General features: G+C 57.7%; 14 protein-coding genes. 10 read left to right on the top strand and 4 right to left on the bottom strand.

Features of this window, described 5'->3' with window-relative positions; genetic code table 11:
• Window positions 1-288, bottom strand: a 288-nt coding sequence (locus BN1115_RS17780) for an adenine nucleotide alpha hydrolase family protein (RefSeq protein WP_042658195.1), incomplete at its 3' end; no start/stop codon positions are given.
• Window positions 289-395: 107 nt separating this feature from the next.
• Here BN1115_RS17780 and BN1115_RS22985 point away from each other — a divergent pair.
• Window positions 396-701 carry a Wadjet anti-phage system protein JetD domain-containing protein gene (locus BN1115_RS22985; protein WP_425248157.1) on the top strand — a complete coding sequence of 102 codons (306 nt, stop codon included), beginning with the start codon at window positions 396-398 and terminating at the stop codon, window positions 699-701.
• On the top strand, window positions 637-1029 hold the full coding sequence (locus BN1115_RS17785; RefSeq protein ID WP_050070530.1) for a site-specific integrase: 393 nt from the start codon (window positions 637-639) through the stop codon (window positions 1027-1029). Before BN1115_RS22985 ends, BN1115_RS17785 begins: the two co-directional genes overlap by 65 nt.
• 22 nt (window positions 1030-1051) lie before the next feature.
• Here the strand turns inward: BN1115_RS17785 and BN1115_RS17790 are convergent, their stop codons facing one another.
• The 3 genes from BN1115_RS17790 to BN1115_RS17800 form a co-directional block, all read right to left on the bottom strand.
• Window positions 1052-2077 carry a GGDEF domain-containing protein gene (locus tag BN1115_RS17790; protein ID WP_042658196.1) on the bottom strand — a complete coding sequence of 342 codons (1026 nt, stop codon included), beginning with the start codon at window positions 2075-2077 and terminating at the stop codon, window positions 1052-1054.
• 316 nt (window positions 2078-2393) lie between these two features.
• Window positions 2394-5309 carry an HD domain-containing phosphohydrolase gene (locus tag BN1115_RS17795; RefSeq protein WP_042658197.1) on the bottom strand — a complete coding sequence of 972 codons (2916 nt, stop codon included), beginning with the start codon at window positions 5307-5309 and terminating at the stop codon, window positions 2394-2396.
• Between the two features lie 253 nt (window positions 5310-5562).
• Window positions 5563-7101: a response regulator gene (locus BN1115_RS17800; RefSeq protein ID WP_167335567.1), complete on the bottom strand. Its 1539-nt coding sequence runs from the start codon at window positions 7099-7101 to the stop codon at window positions 5563-5565.
• Between the two features lie 447 nt (window positions 7102-7548).
• Here BN1115_RS17800 and BN1115_RS22435 point away from each other — a divergent pair, with 447 nt between their 5' ends.
• The 8 genes from BN1115_RS22435 to hybE all read left to right on the top strand — a co-directional run bounded on the left by BN1115_RS22435 (window position 7549) and on the right by hybE (window position 18809).
• Complete coding sequence (locus BN1115_RS22435) at window positions 7549-7689, top strand: hypothetical protein (protein WP_156135288.1); 141 nt, start codon at window positions 7549-7551, stop codon at window positions 7687-7689.
• A 37-nt stretch (window positions 7690-7726) separates the two neighbouring features.
• Window positions 7727-11770 carry an ATP-binding protein gene (locus tag BN1115_RS21285; RefSeq protein WP_050070531.1) on the top strand — a complete coding sequence of 1348 codons (4044 nt, stop codon included), beginning with the start codon at window positions 7727-7729 and terminating at the stop codon, window positions 11768-11770.
• A gap of 946 nt (window positions 11771-12716) precedes the next feature.
• Window positions 12717-13850 (top strand): hydrogenase 2 small subunit, encoded by a 1134-nt coding sequence (gene hybO / locus BN1115_RS17810; protein ID WP_042658199.1) that lies wholly within the window; start codon window positions 12717-12719, stop codon window positions 13848-13850.
• Window positions 13851-13852: 2 nt separating this feature from the next.
• The gene (gene hybA / locus BN1115_RS17815) at window positions 13853-14902 is read left to right on the top strand and encodes a hydrogenase 2 operon protein HybA (RefSeq protein ID WP_042658200.1); all 1050 of its coding nucleotides are present in this window, start codon (window positions 13853-13855) and stop codon (window positions 14900-14902) included.
• Window positions 14895-16082: a Ni/Fe-hydrogenase cytochrome b subunit gene (hybB, locus tag BN1115_RS17820; RefSeq protein ID WP_042648477.1), complete on the top strand. Its 1188-nt coding sequence runs from the start codon at window positions 14895-14897 to the stop codon at window positions 16080-16082. The genes hybA and hybB overlap by 8 nt, the downstream gene beginning before the upstream one ends.
• Window positions 16079-17782 (top strand): hydrogenase 2 large subunit, encoded by a 1704-nt coding sequence (gene hybC / locus BN1115_RS17825; protein ID WP_042658201.1) that lies wholly within the window; start codon window positions 16079-16081, stop codon window positions 17780-17782. Before hybB ends, hybC begins: the two co-directional genes overlap by 4 nt.
• On the top strand, window positions 17782-18312 hold the full coding sequence (locus BN1115_RS17830) for a HyaD/HybD family hydrogenase maturation endopeptidase (RefSeq protein WP_042658202.1): 531 nt from the start codon (window positions 17782-17784) through the stop codon (window positions 18310-18312). Before hybC ends, BN1115_RS17830 begins: the two co-directional genes overlap by 1 nt.
• A complete protein-coding gene (gene hybE / locus BN1115_RS17835) occupies window positions 18294-18809 on the top strand; it encodes a hydrogenase-2 assembly chaperone (protein WP_042658203.1) in 516 nt (171 codons plus the stop codon). Before BN1115_RS17830 ends, hybE begins: the two co-directional genes overlap by 19 nt.
• The last annotated feature ends 95 nt before the right edge of the window (window positions 18810-18904 follow it).

The raw sequence follows: 18904 nt of genomic DNA on the forward strand, positions 1-18904 counted from the left end.
ATTCATGCTCTTACCCTGGGTTTGAAGGTCATTGCTGATATCATCGGTCAATAGCGTTTCTATCTCGGGCATTATATCTGTGCTTAATCGCCATTCATTTATCTTTTGTCTTATCGCTCGTTCTCGGTCACTGATTGAACTTCGTATATCCACGTTAAGAACGCGAGCATTTTCTTTTTGATTGAAAATGACATGGACTAAAGTCAATTTTCCATTTAATGTTTTTGCCAACGCTGTTGCATACTGGAAGAGAGCATGTTCTCCATCTACTCCTTGCAACATAATCATGATGTTATCTCTCACAATTTCCTCATCTGTTTGTTTGAAATTCAGAGTTTAGCTATATCAACAAGCCCTATAATAATCAAGCCAGCACCAATCGCCATTCGAAAATAATGACCTTATTTAACCGGAGCCAAGCTATATGTTTATCGGTTTTGGTCTTGCATCAACAGGGTGACTTGGATACCCATGGATTTACCATCCTGTATCGAGCTCGTTCATATATTCCAGAGTGGCAGCCCGTGCAAATAGATGAAGATATCTTGCTTGGACATAAATCACCGCTGATGGGGGCATCGGGGCAACATTCAGCAGTGGAGTCGAAGCGGGTATACCTCTGCGTAGAAACAGCGGTTGAACCAGTGGGTGAGAGAGCAGAAGCCATACCGCAAGTGGACTGCGCTGCTCGGCCTATATAAAGGCGCGAGAGCCAATAAGATCTGTCAGCTGTACGCAGACGATGTGCAGCAGCTCAAGACGGCTAACAGTGCTCGCCCGATCCCGATTCACTCCTCTTTGATCGCTGGCGGCTTTATGGACTTTGTGCAGGAAAGGGCAGGGGGGCCGTGGTTCAGTCATCAGCGTCCCGTAGGCGAAGCCTTCCACAGCCTGCGGCATACCGTGGCAACCGTGTTCAAGGATCATGGTGTGCCGCTACAGTATGTGGCGGCGATCTTGGGGCAAACCAAGGGTGCCATCAGCGATCAAAAATCCGATCAAGGCTATATCCTGGATGGTTTTTTATAACAGGGTAAAAACTACCGGCCTATCAATGTCGTGGCTCAGCCACTCTGATGCAGTTACGGCCGGATGACTTGGCTGTGTAGAGCGCGGCATCAGCGAGTTTTACCAGCTCTGATGGCTGCCGGTGATCCGATGGCCTGAGGCAGGCGACACCCATGCTAACGGTCACCAGGCCGGTGGCATTCTGTGCGTGTGGCTGCGCGAGAGCAAAAATGAGCCGCTGTATGTGTTGGGCAATCTCGTAGGCGGATTGATGTTCGACATGTGGCAACAGGATGACAAACTCCTCTCCGCCGTAGCGGGCCACCAACTCCCCCGAGCGGCGTCCGGATTGTGCCAGGGTATGGGCCAGCAATCGAAGGCACTCGTCACCGGCAACGTGGCCATAGAGGTCGTTGAACTGCTTGAAATGATCGATGTCGAGCATGATGAGTGCAATTGGCATCTCGGTATCCAGGCACCGCTCCCAGGCCTGGTTCAATGAGTTGTCGAACAGACGGCGGTTACCAATGTTGGTAAGCCCGTCGGTATTGCTGAGCGCTTCCAGTTTCCGGTTCGCTTCCGCCAGCTCTTTGGTTCTGAGTTCGATAATCAGCTCCAGCTCATGCTGGCGCTCCTCCAGATTGGTCATCGGGTAAATCTCGTTCTCGCGAGCCAGACCGTAAGGGATGGAGATACTGCTGTGAGCAATTTTCCATTCCATGGCTTCATGCCGAAAGATCAGCACCAGCCTGGCAGTTTGCCGAGACAAGATGGGTTCTGATTTTGGTAGATGGATATGGAAGAAGGCGGTGACAGCCACCACGTCAGCGGCCAGATCTTGCAGGGCTACATCGAGTATGTCCAAGCGGATCCTGTCCGGGATCTGGGCAAAATCGCGGCGGGTTATCCGGACCCACTCTTCTCTATCGGTAACCAGAACATCGCTGCTGCCTGCAAAACCGCTGAAATTGTCGCTAAAACGTGTGGTGAGCCGGTCATCCCGTGATGAATACATCTCGATGTACTCATCAAACAGTGAGCGGATCAACTGTTCCCGTTCAGTGGTCATTGCGCTGGATCCATGTGAAGTGGTCACGTTCTTTCAAACGTTCAAATTAATGATAGTTAAGTTTGTTATTTTATTTGGCTATCTATCTTGATTTTTCTCGATTTCTTGTTCGATTTCCTCAATTGGCAAGTGTCCGTGGGGCCAGCCATAAACCCTGCCACAAACAAGGCTCCATGGAGAGGATTATCATGGCTGTCGGGTGAATCTCCTCTTCAGATCTATTGCGCATCGGGTTGACCACCGGTGTCAGACAGGCGGGTCAGCGTGCAGACCCCCTGGCGGCACATATCAGGTCATCCCATGTGCCTCGTGGCGGTCAATGATTGGCGAGATAGGGGCTGATATCCACCTCGTCGATGAGCGACGGACTCATGTAACGCTCGGCATAGCGCAGGTAGACGCCGGAGCGGAGAAAGAGAGCAAACAGTTCGGGGTCGATATGGTGATCCTGCTGCATGAATCCCATGATGCGGATCGCCTCCGAAAGGGACTTGGCTTTCTTGTAGGGGCGATCACCGGCGGTCAGCGCTTCAAAGATATCGGCGATGGCCATCATGCGGGCGGGGATGCTCATCTCGTCCCGTTTCAGTCGCTTGGGATAACCGCTGCCATCCATCTTCTCGTGGTGTCCTCCTGCGATTTCCGGCACCTGTTTCAGGTTGGCGGGGAAGGGGAGTTTTTCGAGCATGATGATGGTCTGGATCATGTGCTCATTGACCTTGTAGCGCTCCTCGTCGGTGAGGGTACCCCGGCGGATGGCGAGGTTGTAGAGCTCGCCGCGGTTATAGAGGTATTCAGGAGTGTTGACCTGAAATCCCCTGGGGTTGTCAGGGGCAAGGCGGTCGCGGTTGCTGCGGGTGAAGAGGTGATCTGGCCGATCGGCCAACAAGGGTTCGGTGACCGGCAGCGGTGACTCCGCGGCCCGCTGTTTGCGCGCCAGCTCATCCTGAGAGATGCCAATCCGGTCGGAGAGCGTGCGTTGCCAGGTACGGCCTGCGATCTGCTGTAGCCTTGTAATATCCTCCGTGGCCATAAATTCGCCCCCCTCGTTGCAGCGGGCGATGAAGGCAAACTCCTCATCCAGTTGTTGCCACTGCTGTTGCAACGTGGCCTGTAACGCGAGGTCATCACCCCCATGGCGTCGTGCCTGCCAGTAGGCGATCTCGGCATCCCGTTTCAGCACTTCAAAGCGCATCCTGACCTCGTGAATGCGATCGCACAGGGTCTCCAGCTTGGTGGCCTTGTCGACCACAAATTCCGGGGTGGTCACCTTGCCGCAATCGTGCAGCCAGGCCGCGATATGTATTGCTTCCCACTGTTTTTCATCGAGCGAGAAGTGTTGGAATGGCCCCTCCCGGGCTTCACATGCCGCCTCTGCCAGCATCTTGGTCAGTTCGGGCACTCGTTGACAGTGGCCACCGGTATAGGGGCTCTTGGCATCGATGGCCCCTGCGATGAGCTGGATAAAGGCTTCCAGCAGATTGCGCTGCTCCTCCAGCAGTCGCTGGGTAGTCAGCGCCACGGCGGCGGTGGAGGAGAGCGCGTTGACAAAAGCCATCCGCTGCGGAGTCAGGGACTTCTTCCGTTCATCGATCAGAAACACCAGGGTGCCGAGCAGTAGGCCATCACGGTTTTTCAGGGCTATCGGCCAGAAGGTCAGCGGCGTGTCGCTCTCTTCGATGTAGGGGAACAGGATCTGCAATTCGCTGGAGACCAACGCAACGGGTTCCAGTTCCACCCCTTGCAAGCTCTGGAACAGTGGATGTTTTGGCTGATTGAGTGTCCCGATACTGTGGGTCGGCGTTTGCTCCTGCACCTCACCATTCCAGCACAACCCCGCCAGATCCAGCGTCTTGTTGCCGCTATCGGAGAGATAGAGCATGCAGCCTGTTGCACCGGTCAGTTGCTGCATTTCGGTGAGCAGCCGCACCAGCAAGCGGGGGAAACTGGTCTCGCTGGAGAGGGAGGTGGAAAGCTGCAAAAAGCGCTGAATGGTCGATTTCATGTCGCCCATGGCCTGGGAGAGATCGATGATTTCCGCAATATAGGTGTTGACCCTGACCGGTTCGTTGAAGTCGAAGTGGGCTATTTTCCCTGCTTCTTGTGTCAGGGCATCGAGGGGCCTGGCGGCGGTTCTGGCCAGCTTGATGGCCGCGAAGAGCGCAAGGATCAGGAAGATACCCGACAGAAGGAAGGTTTGATTGCGAATGGTGATGGCCTTGGCCAGCAGTTCATCGACAGGCGCGGCAATCCAGAGTGATAGCCGTGATTCATCCGCTTCCGGCAGCTCAACATGCATACCTTGCCAATCGCGCTCTTCTGATTGAAACGTCAGTTTATCCATATGCTGACGTTGGCTGGCATCGATCAGATGTTGCAGCATGGGAAGGTCGGCTTCAGTAACTTTGGCTAGTCGATATGCCCCGTTATCACCGTGAATGATCATCCCACCTTTATGGCTGGTAATCAGCTCCCCCTGCCCATTGACAATGGCCAGCCGCATATTGGGGGTGATCATGGCAGATTTGAGCAAGTGTTCGATGGAACGCAGATTTAGGCTCACTCCGATGATGCCAGCGCCGTTTTGCATCGGTTTGGCAAAGCTCAGGTACATCTCCTGAGAATCGAGCGAAATATAGGGGGGCGTTTGCACCAGTCGTCCGGCCTGCTTGGCCTGAATAAACCAGGGGTGTTCTCTTGCATCAAATGTGAGTCCTGATACCTGTTTGTGCGCGATGATGGCGAGGTTGTCGGCCAGCGCGAAGATATCCGTGAGGGTGGCAGACTCCAGATGCCGGACACTTTGGACGATCCAGCGGGTATTGGCGGGAGGCGTCAGGTGTTGCACATCGGTGTCGGTCGGCCAGCGCATCAGCCAGAACATATCGCCGTTGTTGTAACCGGCATAGACCCCGTTAGCCGAGGGCTGTCCTGTTAGCAGGGTCGCCATATAGGGGATGTTCGCCATGCGTGCTGCCAGGGTGTCGGCTTCGGTCAGGCGCTGCTGGGCGAGCAGATTGACACTCAGGGCCGAGGAGCGGAACAGCCCTTCCAGCTCCTGCGTCGTCAGTTGGCCGATCAGGCTGAATCTCTCTTCCGCCTCATTCATCAACATGGTTTTGGTCTGCTGATATTGGTGACCAAGGGTGATCAGGGCAAACACCAGCAGCAAGCCCAGAAACAGGTGGGCAATGTGGACATACAAGGGGATAACGCGGCGAATGAGATTCATGTTATCTCCTTAATGGATGGGACGGCGGGATGGGACATAAAACAGATAACCCAACGGAATCATGGATGGCTTCATGGTGTTGGCCCTTATTGCTGCATGCATGAACAATTCCCCGTTGCGTTAAACCGCCAGATGACGATGACCAGATGACGATGAATAGAAGGGGGGTGATAAATCCTTCGTGTTTTATTCGCGCATCGCAGAAGCGAAAAATGATCCGTGGCGATGTCATGGCTGGGCACGAGGACCCGGCTCACTCTGGATATGGGTTGAAATCCTCTTTTTGCGGGAAGTGCGCCGAGATATTCAGCAACCGGATCTCTTCATCGAGCGACACCGTCACGGTGGCGTCATGGGCTTCCAGCATGATTTTGCCATGGTAGCCATTGCGACTGCGCGCTTCTTTGTTATCAGAGGAGGGGGATTTATCGAACAGCGACAAGGCGTGGCTGATATCCAGCAAGGTCGAGCTATCAATATTCAAGATAATACTGTCAGGGTTTTTCAGACAGACAATCTCCACGCAGGAGGAGGGGGTTGCATGTTCGCAGGCGAGCCGTATCAATATTTGAAATGCGGAATAACAGAGAAATTCGTCACCTGCGATGAACAGCTCGTCATAGAGATAATTTTTGGGTTTGGTCAGCTTGATATCGAGCTTTTTCTCGGCATAGAGATTTTTGAACTGCACCGAGAGCCGGTTGAAAATATCAAAGAGCTGGACTTTACCCGCTTTCAACACAAAGGTGCCGGTTTCAATCTGGTAGATTTCGGAGGCCAGACGGGTCAATGCCAGCGCATCGCCCACCGATTTTCTGGTGATGGAGAGCTGGGTTTTTTGGACCATGTTGAGCGCCGGGTCGGCGGCCAGCTCTTCCAGCAGGTGTAGCGCATTGAGCAGCGGCTCCCGGATTTCATAGCGGATATTGAATTCTAGGCTCTCTTTGAGCGCGTTGAGCTCAAGCATCTGATCGAACTCTTTTTGCAGATCTTTTCTGGCATGCACCAGCCGCATCAGATTGGCAATGCGAAAACGCAGTATCTCGATGTCGATCGGCTTGGTGATAAAATCGACTGCTCCGAGTTTCATCGCCCGTTTACGGGAATAGATATCATCCAGTGCTGTCATAAAGACGATGGGGATGTGCTCTGAGTGGGGATGTTCACGCAAAATTCTGGCGACATCGAATCCGTTCAGGTTGGGCATCATGATATCGAACAGCACCAGATCGGGGGGATTATCCGATTGGCAGATCCTGATCGCCTTTTCGCCATCCTTGACCAGCTTGAGATGAAACTCTTTGCGAAATACCGAGGTGATCAGCATCAAATTATCTGGAATATCGTCAACCACTAAAATGGTGGGGCTGTCCTGATTGCTGGCGACCAGATCGCTGTTGGAAAAACGGTGCAAACGGCCGAAGTCGAATTGGGAGAGTGGGTGCTGCGATTGACTGGTTGCCAACAGCAGCCGGGTGATCCTGGTTTTAAGGGTATCGGGCTTGAGCGGGGTCAAAATAATGTCAGAGACTTTCGCCTGGACAAATTGTTCGATCAATGGGCGATCGGTCCCTGAGGTCAGGGTCAAAAAAGGCAGTGTGTGATGAGGTGCCGTGCTGCGGATATTTTTCAGCAGCGTGAGCAGACTCGCCGAGTCAATATCGATATTGCAGATGATCATGGCGGCGGGGCCATCAGCCATGCACCGTTCCAGCGCCTCGACACTCTCCACCACCGTAATCTGGCTTATGCCAATGGCACGTAACTGATGGCAGAGTGCATCGCTGTGCACATTATCTTTTTCCAGCACCAGCGTGGGCCCGGAAATTATTTTTGCTATGTCCATATGGCTATCTGATGTGCCCATCTGTCGCTGTATCCTGCCAGCTTATTTTGAGCATGATAATATAGGGTGCATGACCTTGGTCAATCGATACCTCTGCTACCTTGCGCTGGAAATATCAATCTGCAAGCTGGCACATCCCCAACGGGATAACGAGAGCAATCTGATATCACCACGGCTGTTGGCGCGGACCCTCTTGTGATGCGCGCCGCTGCCACTCTCCCATATCCGCTTTTTCCTTTTATCCGGTTTATCCCTTGCCACTTGCTGGGGCGGGCATGGTGGTGCGCAAATTTCAACCGGGTTGTCGTGGCGGCCAGTTCAGGGATCCGTTATGGTGTGAGGAAGGCTGGCAAGGGCCGCCATCCTCCATCTTGGCAGGGAGAGACACGAGATATGGAACATCTTGCCCCGGACGCAGCTCGTCCTCTGGTGCTGCTGGTTGATGATAAAACTGACAGCCACAAGGTGATGAATGGGCTGCTCATGAGCTCTTCTATCGCCACTTCTTCTCCTGTGAGGCGACGCTGGTGCTGATAATTGCCGGGCAGAACGAAGAGGCGTGCCGCATACCATGAAATCCCGTCTCTGGCAGATTGTCGCCGTGCTGTTGCTCTCCCTGATGGTGGCCACGCTGGTCGATGCCTTCTATCTGGAGCTGGAGCGGCAGGAGTATCGCCAGTCGCTGGATACCCGCATTCAGCGCGAGGGCGACAATCTGCAGCAATTGACCCTCTCAAGCAAGGGGATGGGGGCGGTGCAGCTGGCCGGCCGCCTCAACCGCGAGATCCAGCAAGCATCACTGCTCGAGCGGGGGGATCTTACCCCCAGCGAGGCACTGCAGGTGTTGGCGCAGGGGGTGAAGGCCAATCATGCCTTTGTTACCAACAAAGCTGGGGTGATTGTCCGAGACTGGGATGCGCTTGGCCGCCATGTCGTCGGGCAGGATGTGTCGTTTCGCTCCTATTTCAGGCAAGGGATCCAGGGGCTGGAAACGGTAGATGCCGGGGTCAGCCTCAATACCGGCAAGCGGATGATCTATGTGGCGGCGCCGGTCTCTCACGATCGGGCGCAAGGAAGCGACATTACCGGGGTGGTGGTGGCGCGCTACGAAATGACGCTGCTCGATACCTTTCTGGCCGGGTGGGGCAATGCCATCGGCTTGCTGGTCTCGCCCGACGGGGTGGTGATGGCCAGCAACAAGAGCGACTGGCAAATGGCGGTGGTGGGTCCAAACTCTGCCGTCAGGCAACAGCAGCTCTTTGCCTCTCGCCTCTATGGACACTACTTTGCTCGGGGTCGCCAGCCGGTGATCCTGCCTGCACTCGATGGCAGTGAGGTCAGGATCGGAAAAGATAGCTATCTGGTGAGCCGCATGCCCATCGAGTGGCACGATGCCAAAGGGCAGTGGACGCTGCTGCTGTTGGGCAATGTGGATCAGGCCGTGTCAGGATGGCGGCGAGTGGCTTTGTTCGGGACCGCCCTGTTGATCTGTCTGATCTCGGCGCTGCTTTGGCAGGGGCGGATGTTGCGCCGCCGCAGCATTCGCGAGCGCAACGAGCAGTTTGCCTTCCAGCAGGCGTTGATCGATACCCTGCCACATCCTCTCTTCTATACCGACAATCAGGGCCGCCTGCTGGGGGTGAATCGCGCCTTTACCAGCGCATTTGGTGGCGCCCGCCCGGTCGAGGGCAAGCGGCTGGCGGAGTTGCCGCAACTGGCCGGGCTGGATGCGGTGGATGAGGGCAACACCTTGCAGAGGGTGGCGGGCAGTCAGGCCAGAACGCAGCATGAGGTGCGTCTGCTCTCGCCGGATGGTCGTCCTCTGGACATGCTCTATTTTCTCTCCGGGATCGAGCTTGCCGAGAGCGGGCGTAGCGGCGCGGTCGGCAGCCTGGTCGATATCACCCCGATCCGTGCCGCCGAGCAGGCCATGCGGGAGGCCCATGATCGGATTGCTGCGGATCGCCAGCGGTTGCATGAGAGCGAACAGCGGATCCACTCCATGGTGCGCAACGTGCCGGGCATGGTCTATCGCTGCCTGCCTCATCACCCCTGGACCATGTTGTTCGTCAGCGATGAGGCGGAAAAATTGACCGGCTATCCCGCCAGCGATTTTGTCGGCGTGGGCAACCGCCGCGATTTTGGTGACTTGATCCATCCCGATGACCTCGAACTGAGCAACCGCAACACCATCGAGGCCATTGCCGAACACCGGCAATATATCAACGAGTACCGCATCTTCGATCGTTGTGGTCAGATCCGCTGGGTCTACTCCATCGGACTCGCCACCTATGATGCCGAGGGCAAGGCCGTCTATCTGGACGGGATCATCTTCGATTTCAGTGACCGCAAGCAGGCGGAGGCCGCCATGCTCGAAGCCCGGCAGATCGCCGAAGATGCCACCCGAACCAAGAGCGAATTTTTGGCCAACATGAGCCATGAGATCCGCACACCGATGAATGCCATCATCGGCATGGCCCATCTGGCGCTGCAAACCAGTCTCTCCCCCGAGCAGCACAACTATGTGAGCAAGATAGACAGAGCGGCGAACAACCTGCTCGGGATCCTCAACGACATCCTCGACTTCTCCAAGATGGAGGCGGGCAAGCTGCAACTGGAGCAGGTGGATTTCCGGCTCAACGAGGTGTTCGAGTGGCTGGCTGATCTGACGGCGTTTCGGGCGCGGGAAAAGGGGCTGGCGCTGCTGTTCGATCTGGCCGGTGATCTGCCTGATCGTTTGCGCGGCGATCCCCTGCGACTTGGCCAGATCCTGCTCAACCTGACCAGCAATGCCATCAAGTTTACCGAGCAGGGAGAGGTGATTGTCCGGCTGGCCCGCAGTAACGAGAGTGCTGGCGAGATCTGGCTGCAGGGCAGTGTGCAAGATAGCGGTATCGGCATGACGGCCGAGCAGTGCCAGCGTCTCTTCCACTCCTTTGAGCAGGCCGACAGCTCGACCACCCGCAAATATGGCGGCACCGGCCTTGGCCTCGCCATCACGCACAATCTGGTGCAATTGATGGATGGGGAGATCCGGGTGGAGAGCAACCCGGGGCAGGGCAGCGAGTTCCACTTCCGTATTCGGCTTGCGACCGTGGCGGATAAGGGTCATGAAGAGCAACATGTGGCCACACAGCTGGCGCCGCAGCGAGTGCTATTGATGGAGCCGCGCCCTGCTTCGCGAGCGGCCATTCTCCACCAGTTGGCGGCGCTGCCTGTTGAGCTTGTCTGCGCGGACGAGCCCGCCGCAGTGCTGGCACTGCTGCATCAAGGCATCGCGGCGGGCAAACCCTGTGATCGAGTGATGATGGGCTGGCAGGAGGGAGATAGCTGGTTGCCAGAGGTGCTGCAGGAGGTTGCCACGCTGGCAGCACCGCCCGCGATCTTGCTGATCACCTCGGGCGATCCTGCACTGGTGGCCAGCCATGTTGCTGTGCAGGGGTTGGCGATCTGTGATGTGCTGGCCCATCCGTTTACCCCGCAGGCACTTGGTCAGGCACTGTGTCAGGCATTGTGTAAGGCGCAGGGGGGCGACGCCGTGGGGCGAGAGGCGTTATCGGATGCAAGCCCCCATCATCAGGTTGCGCTGCCCGCTCATGGGCTGGCGGGGGCTCGTCTGCTGCTGGTGGATGATAACGACATGAACCGGGAAGTGGCTTTGGCCCTGCTGGGCAAGCAGCAGATCTCCCTGGTCTGTGCCTGTGATGGGGCGAAGGCGCTTGCTCTGCTGGCGCAAGATCGCGGGTTTGACGGCATCCTGATGGATTGCCAGATGCCGGTAATGGACGGGTATACCGCGACCCGGTTGATCCGCGCCGATCCGGCGCTGGCCGGGATCCCCATTATCGCCATGACCGCCAGCACCATGGCCGGAGATAAAGAGAAGGCGCTGGCGGCAGGCATGAATGACCACATCGCCAAGCCCTTGAATATGCCGCTGTTGCTGGCGACCCTCTCGCACTGGATCAAGCCAGCCAGACCGCTGGCGGCCGCCAGCAAGTTGCAGGTGACTGACGATGCGACCCTTTGGCTGGGCGTGTCCGGCCTTGATGTGCAACGGGGCATGGCCGTGATGGGGGGCGACAGTGCGCTCTACCGCAATATGTTGCAGCGCTTCTGGCAGGGACAGCTGGGGTTTGCAGCCAGTTTCCACTCGGCGTGGGCCTCGGATGACAAGGTTACGGCCCGGCGTCTGGCTCACACCCTCAAGGGCAGTGCCAGTACCATAGGGGCGACCGGTGTGGCGACGCAGGCGGCGCTGCTCGAGCGAGCCGGTGAAGAGGGGGATGACGCAGGGGTCGCAACCCGCTTGCCATCCCTGATGGCCGAGCTGACGCCGCTGCTGTCTGGGCTGGAAGCCGCACTGGCAGCGTCCTCCGTGACGGTGGCTACCCCCCGGGGCATCGATGCCGAGATGCTGGCGGCGCAACTGCAGCAGTTGGGGGCCTTGCTGGCACAGAGCGATGCCCAGGCGTTGGCGCTCTGTCAGCAGATAGAGGCTGATCTGGCTGGCAGTGCATCGCCGCTGCGTGCTGCGTTTCAAGAGGTGAGCCGGGCGGTCAACGAGTTCGAGTTTGATCAGGCGCTGCAGTTGCTGGCGCCACTGCTCGGTTGATGATTAACACGCCTCTCGTTTGTCATCATCATCCCTGCTAATTTTTTTTGGGGTCGCTATTGAACAAGAATAATTATCATCTTTATCGATGGGGATGGATATTTACGCTCTGGTTAATTACGCGGGGTGACGTGAAGGTAAATAGTGTGAATGCTGGCGGTAACATCTGTAACCGGATGAGCGAATACGTCGCGAGTTAAATATGAACACTATGTTGCAGGCCGCCTTCCACCTTCTTTTTTCGCTCACAACTAATTTGAATGCAGATTCACGCCGGTGCGTAAACATATGCGCGAGCGCGATATTTTACTCATCGGCATGCAAGGCAATAAAGAGTGGGTGAAGTCATGGTGATACGAATACCTCGGCGGCATCTTTTCATTGATCCGGGTTAAGCGTCAGGGACGCCAGACGGGGCGGCGCTGCGTGGGATCGCAAGAAGAGCCGCCCTGCAACGCAGGCAAGATGCAGGCAAAACCAAGCGACATGCAGGTAAATCGCGCCGTGCAGGGCGTGCCTGCTACCGGTGGCAGCTGGACGTGAGACCACTCTGGCTTGGGGCGACAAGTCGGGTTTTGCCAAGGGGTGATTGCATGGAATATGCAATGGGGTGAGTAAAGATATATTCAATGGATCATTTATTGGTGGGTATCAGTATTGTGAAATGAGCGGTATAGCCAAGATTTCAATCATGTTAATTTGGCTCACAGTGAAAGAGAGGATATGCGGTGATTAATTATTTAATATCCAATTAAGTTCATAAAATTTACGGGGGTGCTAAATATCTCTTTGGGGGTAATTAATTTCATTTGTGATGTGGCTCGCTATGAAAATAGGGGTAAGCCGGTCGAAATTGATAGAGATCAATACTGCAGGGTGGGTGAGTCCTTAGCATTTCCGCTATTAAGCATTTATCAAACAAGTGCTCACTACGGGAATAAGTAGAATGGTCGAGGATAATTTTTTATCGGCTCATGGGATTAATCGCCGTGATTTTATGAAATTGTGTGCCGGGATGGCCGCAACCCTGGGATTAAGTCAGCATGCCGTCGCCAAGATGGCCACTGCGCTCACCAGCCCCGAACGGCCGCCGGTGATCTGGATTGGGGCGCAGGAGTGCACCGGTTGTACCGAATCGCTGCTGCGCGCCACGCACCCCACCATCGAGAACCTGATCCTCAATACTATTTCGCTGGAGTACCACGAGGTGCTCTCGGCGGCCTTTGGTCATCAGGCGGAAGAGAACAAGCACAATGCCATCAAGCGCTATAAAGGCAAGTATGTGCTGGTGGTGGATGGCTCCATTCCGCTCAAGGATGGTGGCGTCTACTGCATGGTGGCCGGTGAGCCTATCGTCGACCATATTCGCCGTGCAGCCGCCGACGCGGCTGCGGTCATCGCCATCGGCTCCTGCGCCGCCTGGGGCGGTGTGCCTGCCAGCGGCGGCAACCCGACCGGTGCCGTCAGTCTGGAAGAGGCGCTGGGCAATATCAGCACCCCGATCATCAATGTCCCGGGCTGTCCGCCCAATCCCCACAACTTCCTCACCACGGTTGCCTACTACATCACCTACGGCAAGCTGCCGGCGCTGGATAGCAAGAAGCGTCCGTTGTTTGCCTATGAGCGGCTGATCCACGAGAACTGCGAGCGTCGTCCGCACTTCGACGCAGGGCGTTTTGCCAAGGAGTTTGGTGATGAGGGTCACCGTCAGGGTTGGTGTCTCTACCATCTGGGCTGCAAAGGGCCGGAGACCTACGGCAACTGCTCGACTCTGGAGTTCTGCGATGTGGGCGGCGGCATCTGGCCGGTCGGCATCGGTCACCCCTGTTATGGTTGCAACGAGCAGGGGGTCGGTTTTAGCAAGGGGATCTTCCAGCTCGCCAAGGTAGAGAACCCGACCCCGCGGGTGGATAAACCCGATGTGAAGATCCAGGAGGGGGGCTATACCTCGCCCACTGCGACGGGTCTGATCGGTGGCGCCCTCGGGGTGCTGGTGGGGGTGAGTCTGATGACGGTGCGTGAACTCGGTCGCCAGCAGAAGCGCCACGAAGCCGGGCAGCACCCATCACGGGAGGAGTAACCGTGAACAGACGAAACTTCCTCAAATTTGCCTCTGCCAGTGCACTGGCGGCAGGGGCTGCCGTGCCCGGCACCGCACTGGCGGCGGCCAAGAACAAACCGCCCATTCCCGGGGCGCTCGGCATGTTGTATGACTCCACCCTCTGCGTCGGCTGTCAGGCCTGTGTGGCTGAGTGTCAGCGTTTAAATGGCAACCCGGCCAATCCGGAGGGAGCACAGACCTGGTCCACCAACGACAAGCTGACGCCCTACACCAACAACATCATTCAGGTGTGGAAGAGCGGCACTGGCGAGCACAAGGATCAGCTGGTGGATGGCTACGCCTACATCAAGAAGCAGTGCATGCACTGCGTCGATCCCAACTGCGTCTCGGTCTGTCCGGTGCAGGCGCTGACCAAAGATCCCAAGACCGGCATCGTTCACTACGATCCGGATGTCTGCACCGGCTGCCGTTACTGCATGGTGGGCTGCCCGTTCGATGTGCCCAAATATGACTACGACAATCCGCTGGGGGCGATCCACAAGTGCGAGCTCTGCAACCAGAAGGGGCTTGAGCGGATCGATCAGGGCAAATTGCCCGGCTGTGTCGAGGTGTGCCCCACCGGCGCCGTGATTTTCGGCACCCGCGAGGAGTTGATGGCCGAGGCCAAGCGCCGCCTGCTGGCGACCCCGGGCAGTGAATATGCCTATCCGCGCCAGACCTTCAGCGCCAACGATCCTTATCTGCACGAGGTGCCCAACTACCAACCTTACGTCTATGGCGAGAAGGAGGGGGGCGGCACCCAGGTGCTGGTGCTGGCCGGGGTGCCCTATACCAAGCTCGACATGCCCGACTTGCCGGAGCTCTCCTCCGGTGCTCGCTCCGAGCATATCCAGCACACCCTCTACAAGGGGATGGTACTGCCCATGGTGGTGCTGACCGGACTCTCGGTGCTCATTCGTCGCAATAGCAAGAAGAACGGTCACGATCACCATCACGATGATGGTCATGATCAGAGCAGCGCTCAGATTAAAGATCAGAGTTCAGCAAAGGGGGGCAAGGATCATGAGTAATCACAAGGCGCATCCGCTCGGCGGCAAGCTGGTCAGCTGGCCGGTGCTGGTGCTGGCCCCCTTTGCCGTGCTGTGCGGCATGCTGATCTTGAAACGCCTCTTCTTCGGGCTGGGTTCGGTCACCGATCTTAACGGCGGTTATCCCTGGGGGCTGTGGATTTCGTTCGATCTCTTGATCGGCACCGGTTTCGCCTGTGGCGGCTGGGCGCTGGCCTGGGCGGTCTATGTGTTCAACCGGGGCGAGTATCACCCGCTGGTGCGACCGGCCCTGTTGGCGAGCCTGTTCGGCTACTCGCTCGGTGGTCTCTCCATCACCATCGACGTGGGCCGTTACTGGAACCTGCCGTACTTCTACCTGCCCGGTCACTTCAACACCTCCTCGGTGCTGTTCGAGACGGCGGTCTGCATGACCATCTATATCGGGGTGATGGCGCTGGAGTTTGCCCCCGTGCTGCTGGAGAAGTTCGGCTGGAAGGCGTCACTCATTCGCCTCAACAAGATCATGTTCTTCGTGCTGGCGCTGGGAGCACTGCTGCCCACCATGCACCAGTCCTCGATGGGCTCCTTGATGATCGTCGCGGGGGAGAAGATCCATCCGCTCTGGCAAAGCTACGAGCTGCTGCCGGTCTTTTCGCTTCTGACCGCATTCATCATGGGTTTTTCCATCGTGGTGTTTGAGGGCTCTTTGGTGCAGGCGGGACTGGCGGGGCGGGGCCCCAACGAGAAGTCGCTCTTCTACAAGCTGACCCAGGTGATCGACATCTTCCTGATCCTGTTTGTGGCGCTGCGCTTTGCCGAGATCGTCATCAATGACAAGTCGGAGTACCTCTCCGATCTCAATCGCTTCTCCATCATGTTCTGGAGCGAGATTGCGCTGATGATCTTCCCGCTGCTGGTGTTCCATTGGGACAAGAGCCGCCGCGATTCGCGCATGTTGTTCCTGGGGGCCCTCAGCATGCTGCTGGGCGCAGCCCTCTGGCGACTGGATTACTCCCTGCTCGCCTTCAACCCCGGCAATGGCTACCACTACTTCCCCTCCGCGGAGGAGGTGCTGATCTCCCTGGGCTTCGTCGCCATCGAGGTGTGTGCCTATTTGCTGTTGATCCGGCTGCTGCCGGTACTGCCATCACTTGAACGTGTTCACCAAGATTATCAGGCCCGAGGGAAAGCCAACGTATGAGCCAACGTATCACCATAGACCCCATCACCCGCATTGAGGGGCACCTGCGTATCGACTGCGAAATCGAAGGCGGAATAGTGACCAAAGCCTGGTCGTCCGGCACCATGTGGCGCGGGATGGAGGAGATCGTCAAGGGCAACGACCCGCGCGATGCCTGGATGATTGTGCAGCGCATCTGCGGGGTATGTACCTCCATTCATGCCATCGCTTCGGTGCGGGCGGTGGAGAACGCCATCGGTGCCAAGGTGCCGGTCAATGCCCAGTTCATCCGCAACCTCATTATTGCGGCCCACAACATTCACGATCACATCGTCCACTTCTACCAACTCTCCGCGCTGGACTGGGTGGACATCACGGCGGCGCTGCAGGCCAATCCGCAAAAGGCGGCGGATATCCTCAAGGGGGTGTCCACATGGTCCCTCAATAGCGCCGACGAGCTGACCAAGGTGCAGGACAAGATCCGCGCGCTGGTCGCCAGCGGCCAGCTTGGCATCTTTGCCAACGGCTACTGGGGTCACAAGGAGATGAAGCTGAGCCCGGAGGTGAACCTGATCGCCGTGGCCCACTACCTGCAGGCGCTGGAGTGCCAGCGCGATGCCAACCGCATCGTCGCCATCCTCGGCGGCAAGACCCCCCACATTCAGAATCTGGCGGTGGGCGGCGTGGCCAACCCCATCAATCTGGATGCGCCGAGCGTGCTCAACCTCGAGCGGCTGCTCTATGTGAAGAGCTTTATCGACCGGCTCGGCGAGTTTATCGAGCAGGTCTACAAGGTGGATGCCGCCATCATAGCCGCGCACTATCCCGAGTGGCTGACACTGGGGCAGGGGGCCAAGCACTACCTGAGTGTGCCGGAGCTCCCCACCGACGCCAACGGCGGCAGCTTCCTGATGCCGGGCGGCTACATCGAGAATGGCAATCTGGCGGGTTATCGCCCCATCGAGAGTCATCAGGATGGCTGGTTGATGGACGGCATCGCCGAGAGCAACAAGCACGCCTGGTACAAGGATGACGAGCCGCTCAAACCCTGGGAGGGCAAGACCGAGCCCGACTACACCGGCTGGCAGGATGACGGCAAGTACTCCTGGGTCAAATCCCCCACCTTCTACGGCAAGGTGGTGGAGGTGGGGCCGCTCGCAGACCTCTTGGTGAAGCTGGCCGCCAAACACCCGGAGACGGTGGCGCATTTCGATCAGCTGAACGGCATCTACAAGGCGCTGACCGGTTCGGCCATCAAGACCGAACAGCTGCACTCCACCATGGGCCGCATCATCGGCCGCGCGGTGCGCTGCTGCGTGCTGAAAGATACGCTGGCGCACCAGTGGAAGGCGCTGGTGGACAACATCGGCAAGGGGGATACCACCGCCTACATCAAGGCCGAGATCCCGGCGGACAAAGAGTTTCGCGGGGTGGGCTTTGAAGAGGCACCGCGCGGCATGCTCTCCCACTGGATCGTCATCAAGGGCGGCAAGATCGAGAACTATCAGGCGGTGGTGCCATCGACCTGGAACTCGGGCCCGCGCAACTTCAACGACGAGCCCGGCCCCTACGAGCAGGCGCTGGTGGGCACCCCGGTGGCGGATCCCGCCAAACCGCTGGAGGTTGTACGCACCATCCACTCGTTCGACCCCTGCATGTCCTGCGCGGTCCACGTGGTGGATACCCAAAATGGCGAAACGACTCAGGTGAAGGTGCTGTGATGAACACCCTGATCCTGGGCGTGGGCAACCTGCTGTTGAGCGATGAGGCTGTCGGCGTGCGCATCGTCGAGGCGCTGGGGCGCGAATACCGTTTCGCCCCCGGCATCGAGCTGCTGGACGGCGGTACGGCGGGTATGGAGCTGCTCGAAGCGATGGCCAGTCGCGACCACATCATTCTGGCGGATGCGGTGCGCAGCGGTAATCCGCCGGGTACCGTAGTGACCCTGCAGGATGAGGAGGTCCCGACCCTGTTTGGCCGCAAGATCTCCCCGCACCAGCTGGGGCTGGCGGATGTGCTCTCGGCGCTGCACATGACGGGGGAATCCCCCAAGCGGCTCACCCTGATCGGGGTCGAACCTGAATCCCTCGAACCGCGCATCGGCCTCACCCCCGTGGTGGCGGCTGCCATGGGGGAAGCGACGGATCGGATTTTGACCCTGCTGGCCAGTGTCGGCGCCCCCGCCATCCCGCTCTCTGAGCAGGAAAAAGCTGAACAAGCGCGGGAGGGCCTATGGCGCAGTCCCATTTGAGCGAGGCTGAGAGAGTGCTGGAATTTGCCGGTTTTGCCAGCGATCCCGCGCCTCTGCTGGTAGCCCAGTACGAGCGGATCGCTCGCGAAGAGATGCAGGCGTTGCCCTTCTATCACGCCACCATGCCCATCGTTGCGGAGTGCGTGCTGTTTGAAGGTCAGTGGCTCGGCTGCGTGCTCACCCCCTGGATGTTGAGCGTGGTGGTGCTGCCGGGGCCGGATCAACTGTGGCCGGTGCGAAGCAGCAGCGATCGGCTCGCCCTGCAGCTCCCCTGCGGCAACATGACCTTTATGGTGGGTGAACTGCCCGAAAGTGGTCAGTTGCTGGCCTGCTCCCTGATGTCGCCGCTCGCTCCCCATCTCGGGGCCGGGGAGGGGCGCGCACTGGTGGGCAGCACCCTCAAGATGCTGCTCTCCTTGCCGGTGCAGCAAGGGGCTGGCGGCGTGGATCTGGGGCGCAGACGGCTATTCGGTGCCCGGCGCGGTCAACCGGCATAGTCGCTAGGTTTCACGCGAAATCAAGTTTAGAATAGGGGGCCATTTTGGCCCCTCACTCCCATGTTCAAACACGCATTGCGCCTCTCTTTTGAGTG

It is taken from the genome of Aeromonas allosaccharophila, assembly GCF_000819685.1.
Taxonomy (GTDB): domain Bacteria; phylum Pseudomonadota; class Gammaproteobacteria; order Enterobacterales; family Aeromonadaceae; genus Aeromonas; species Aeromonas allosaccharophila.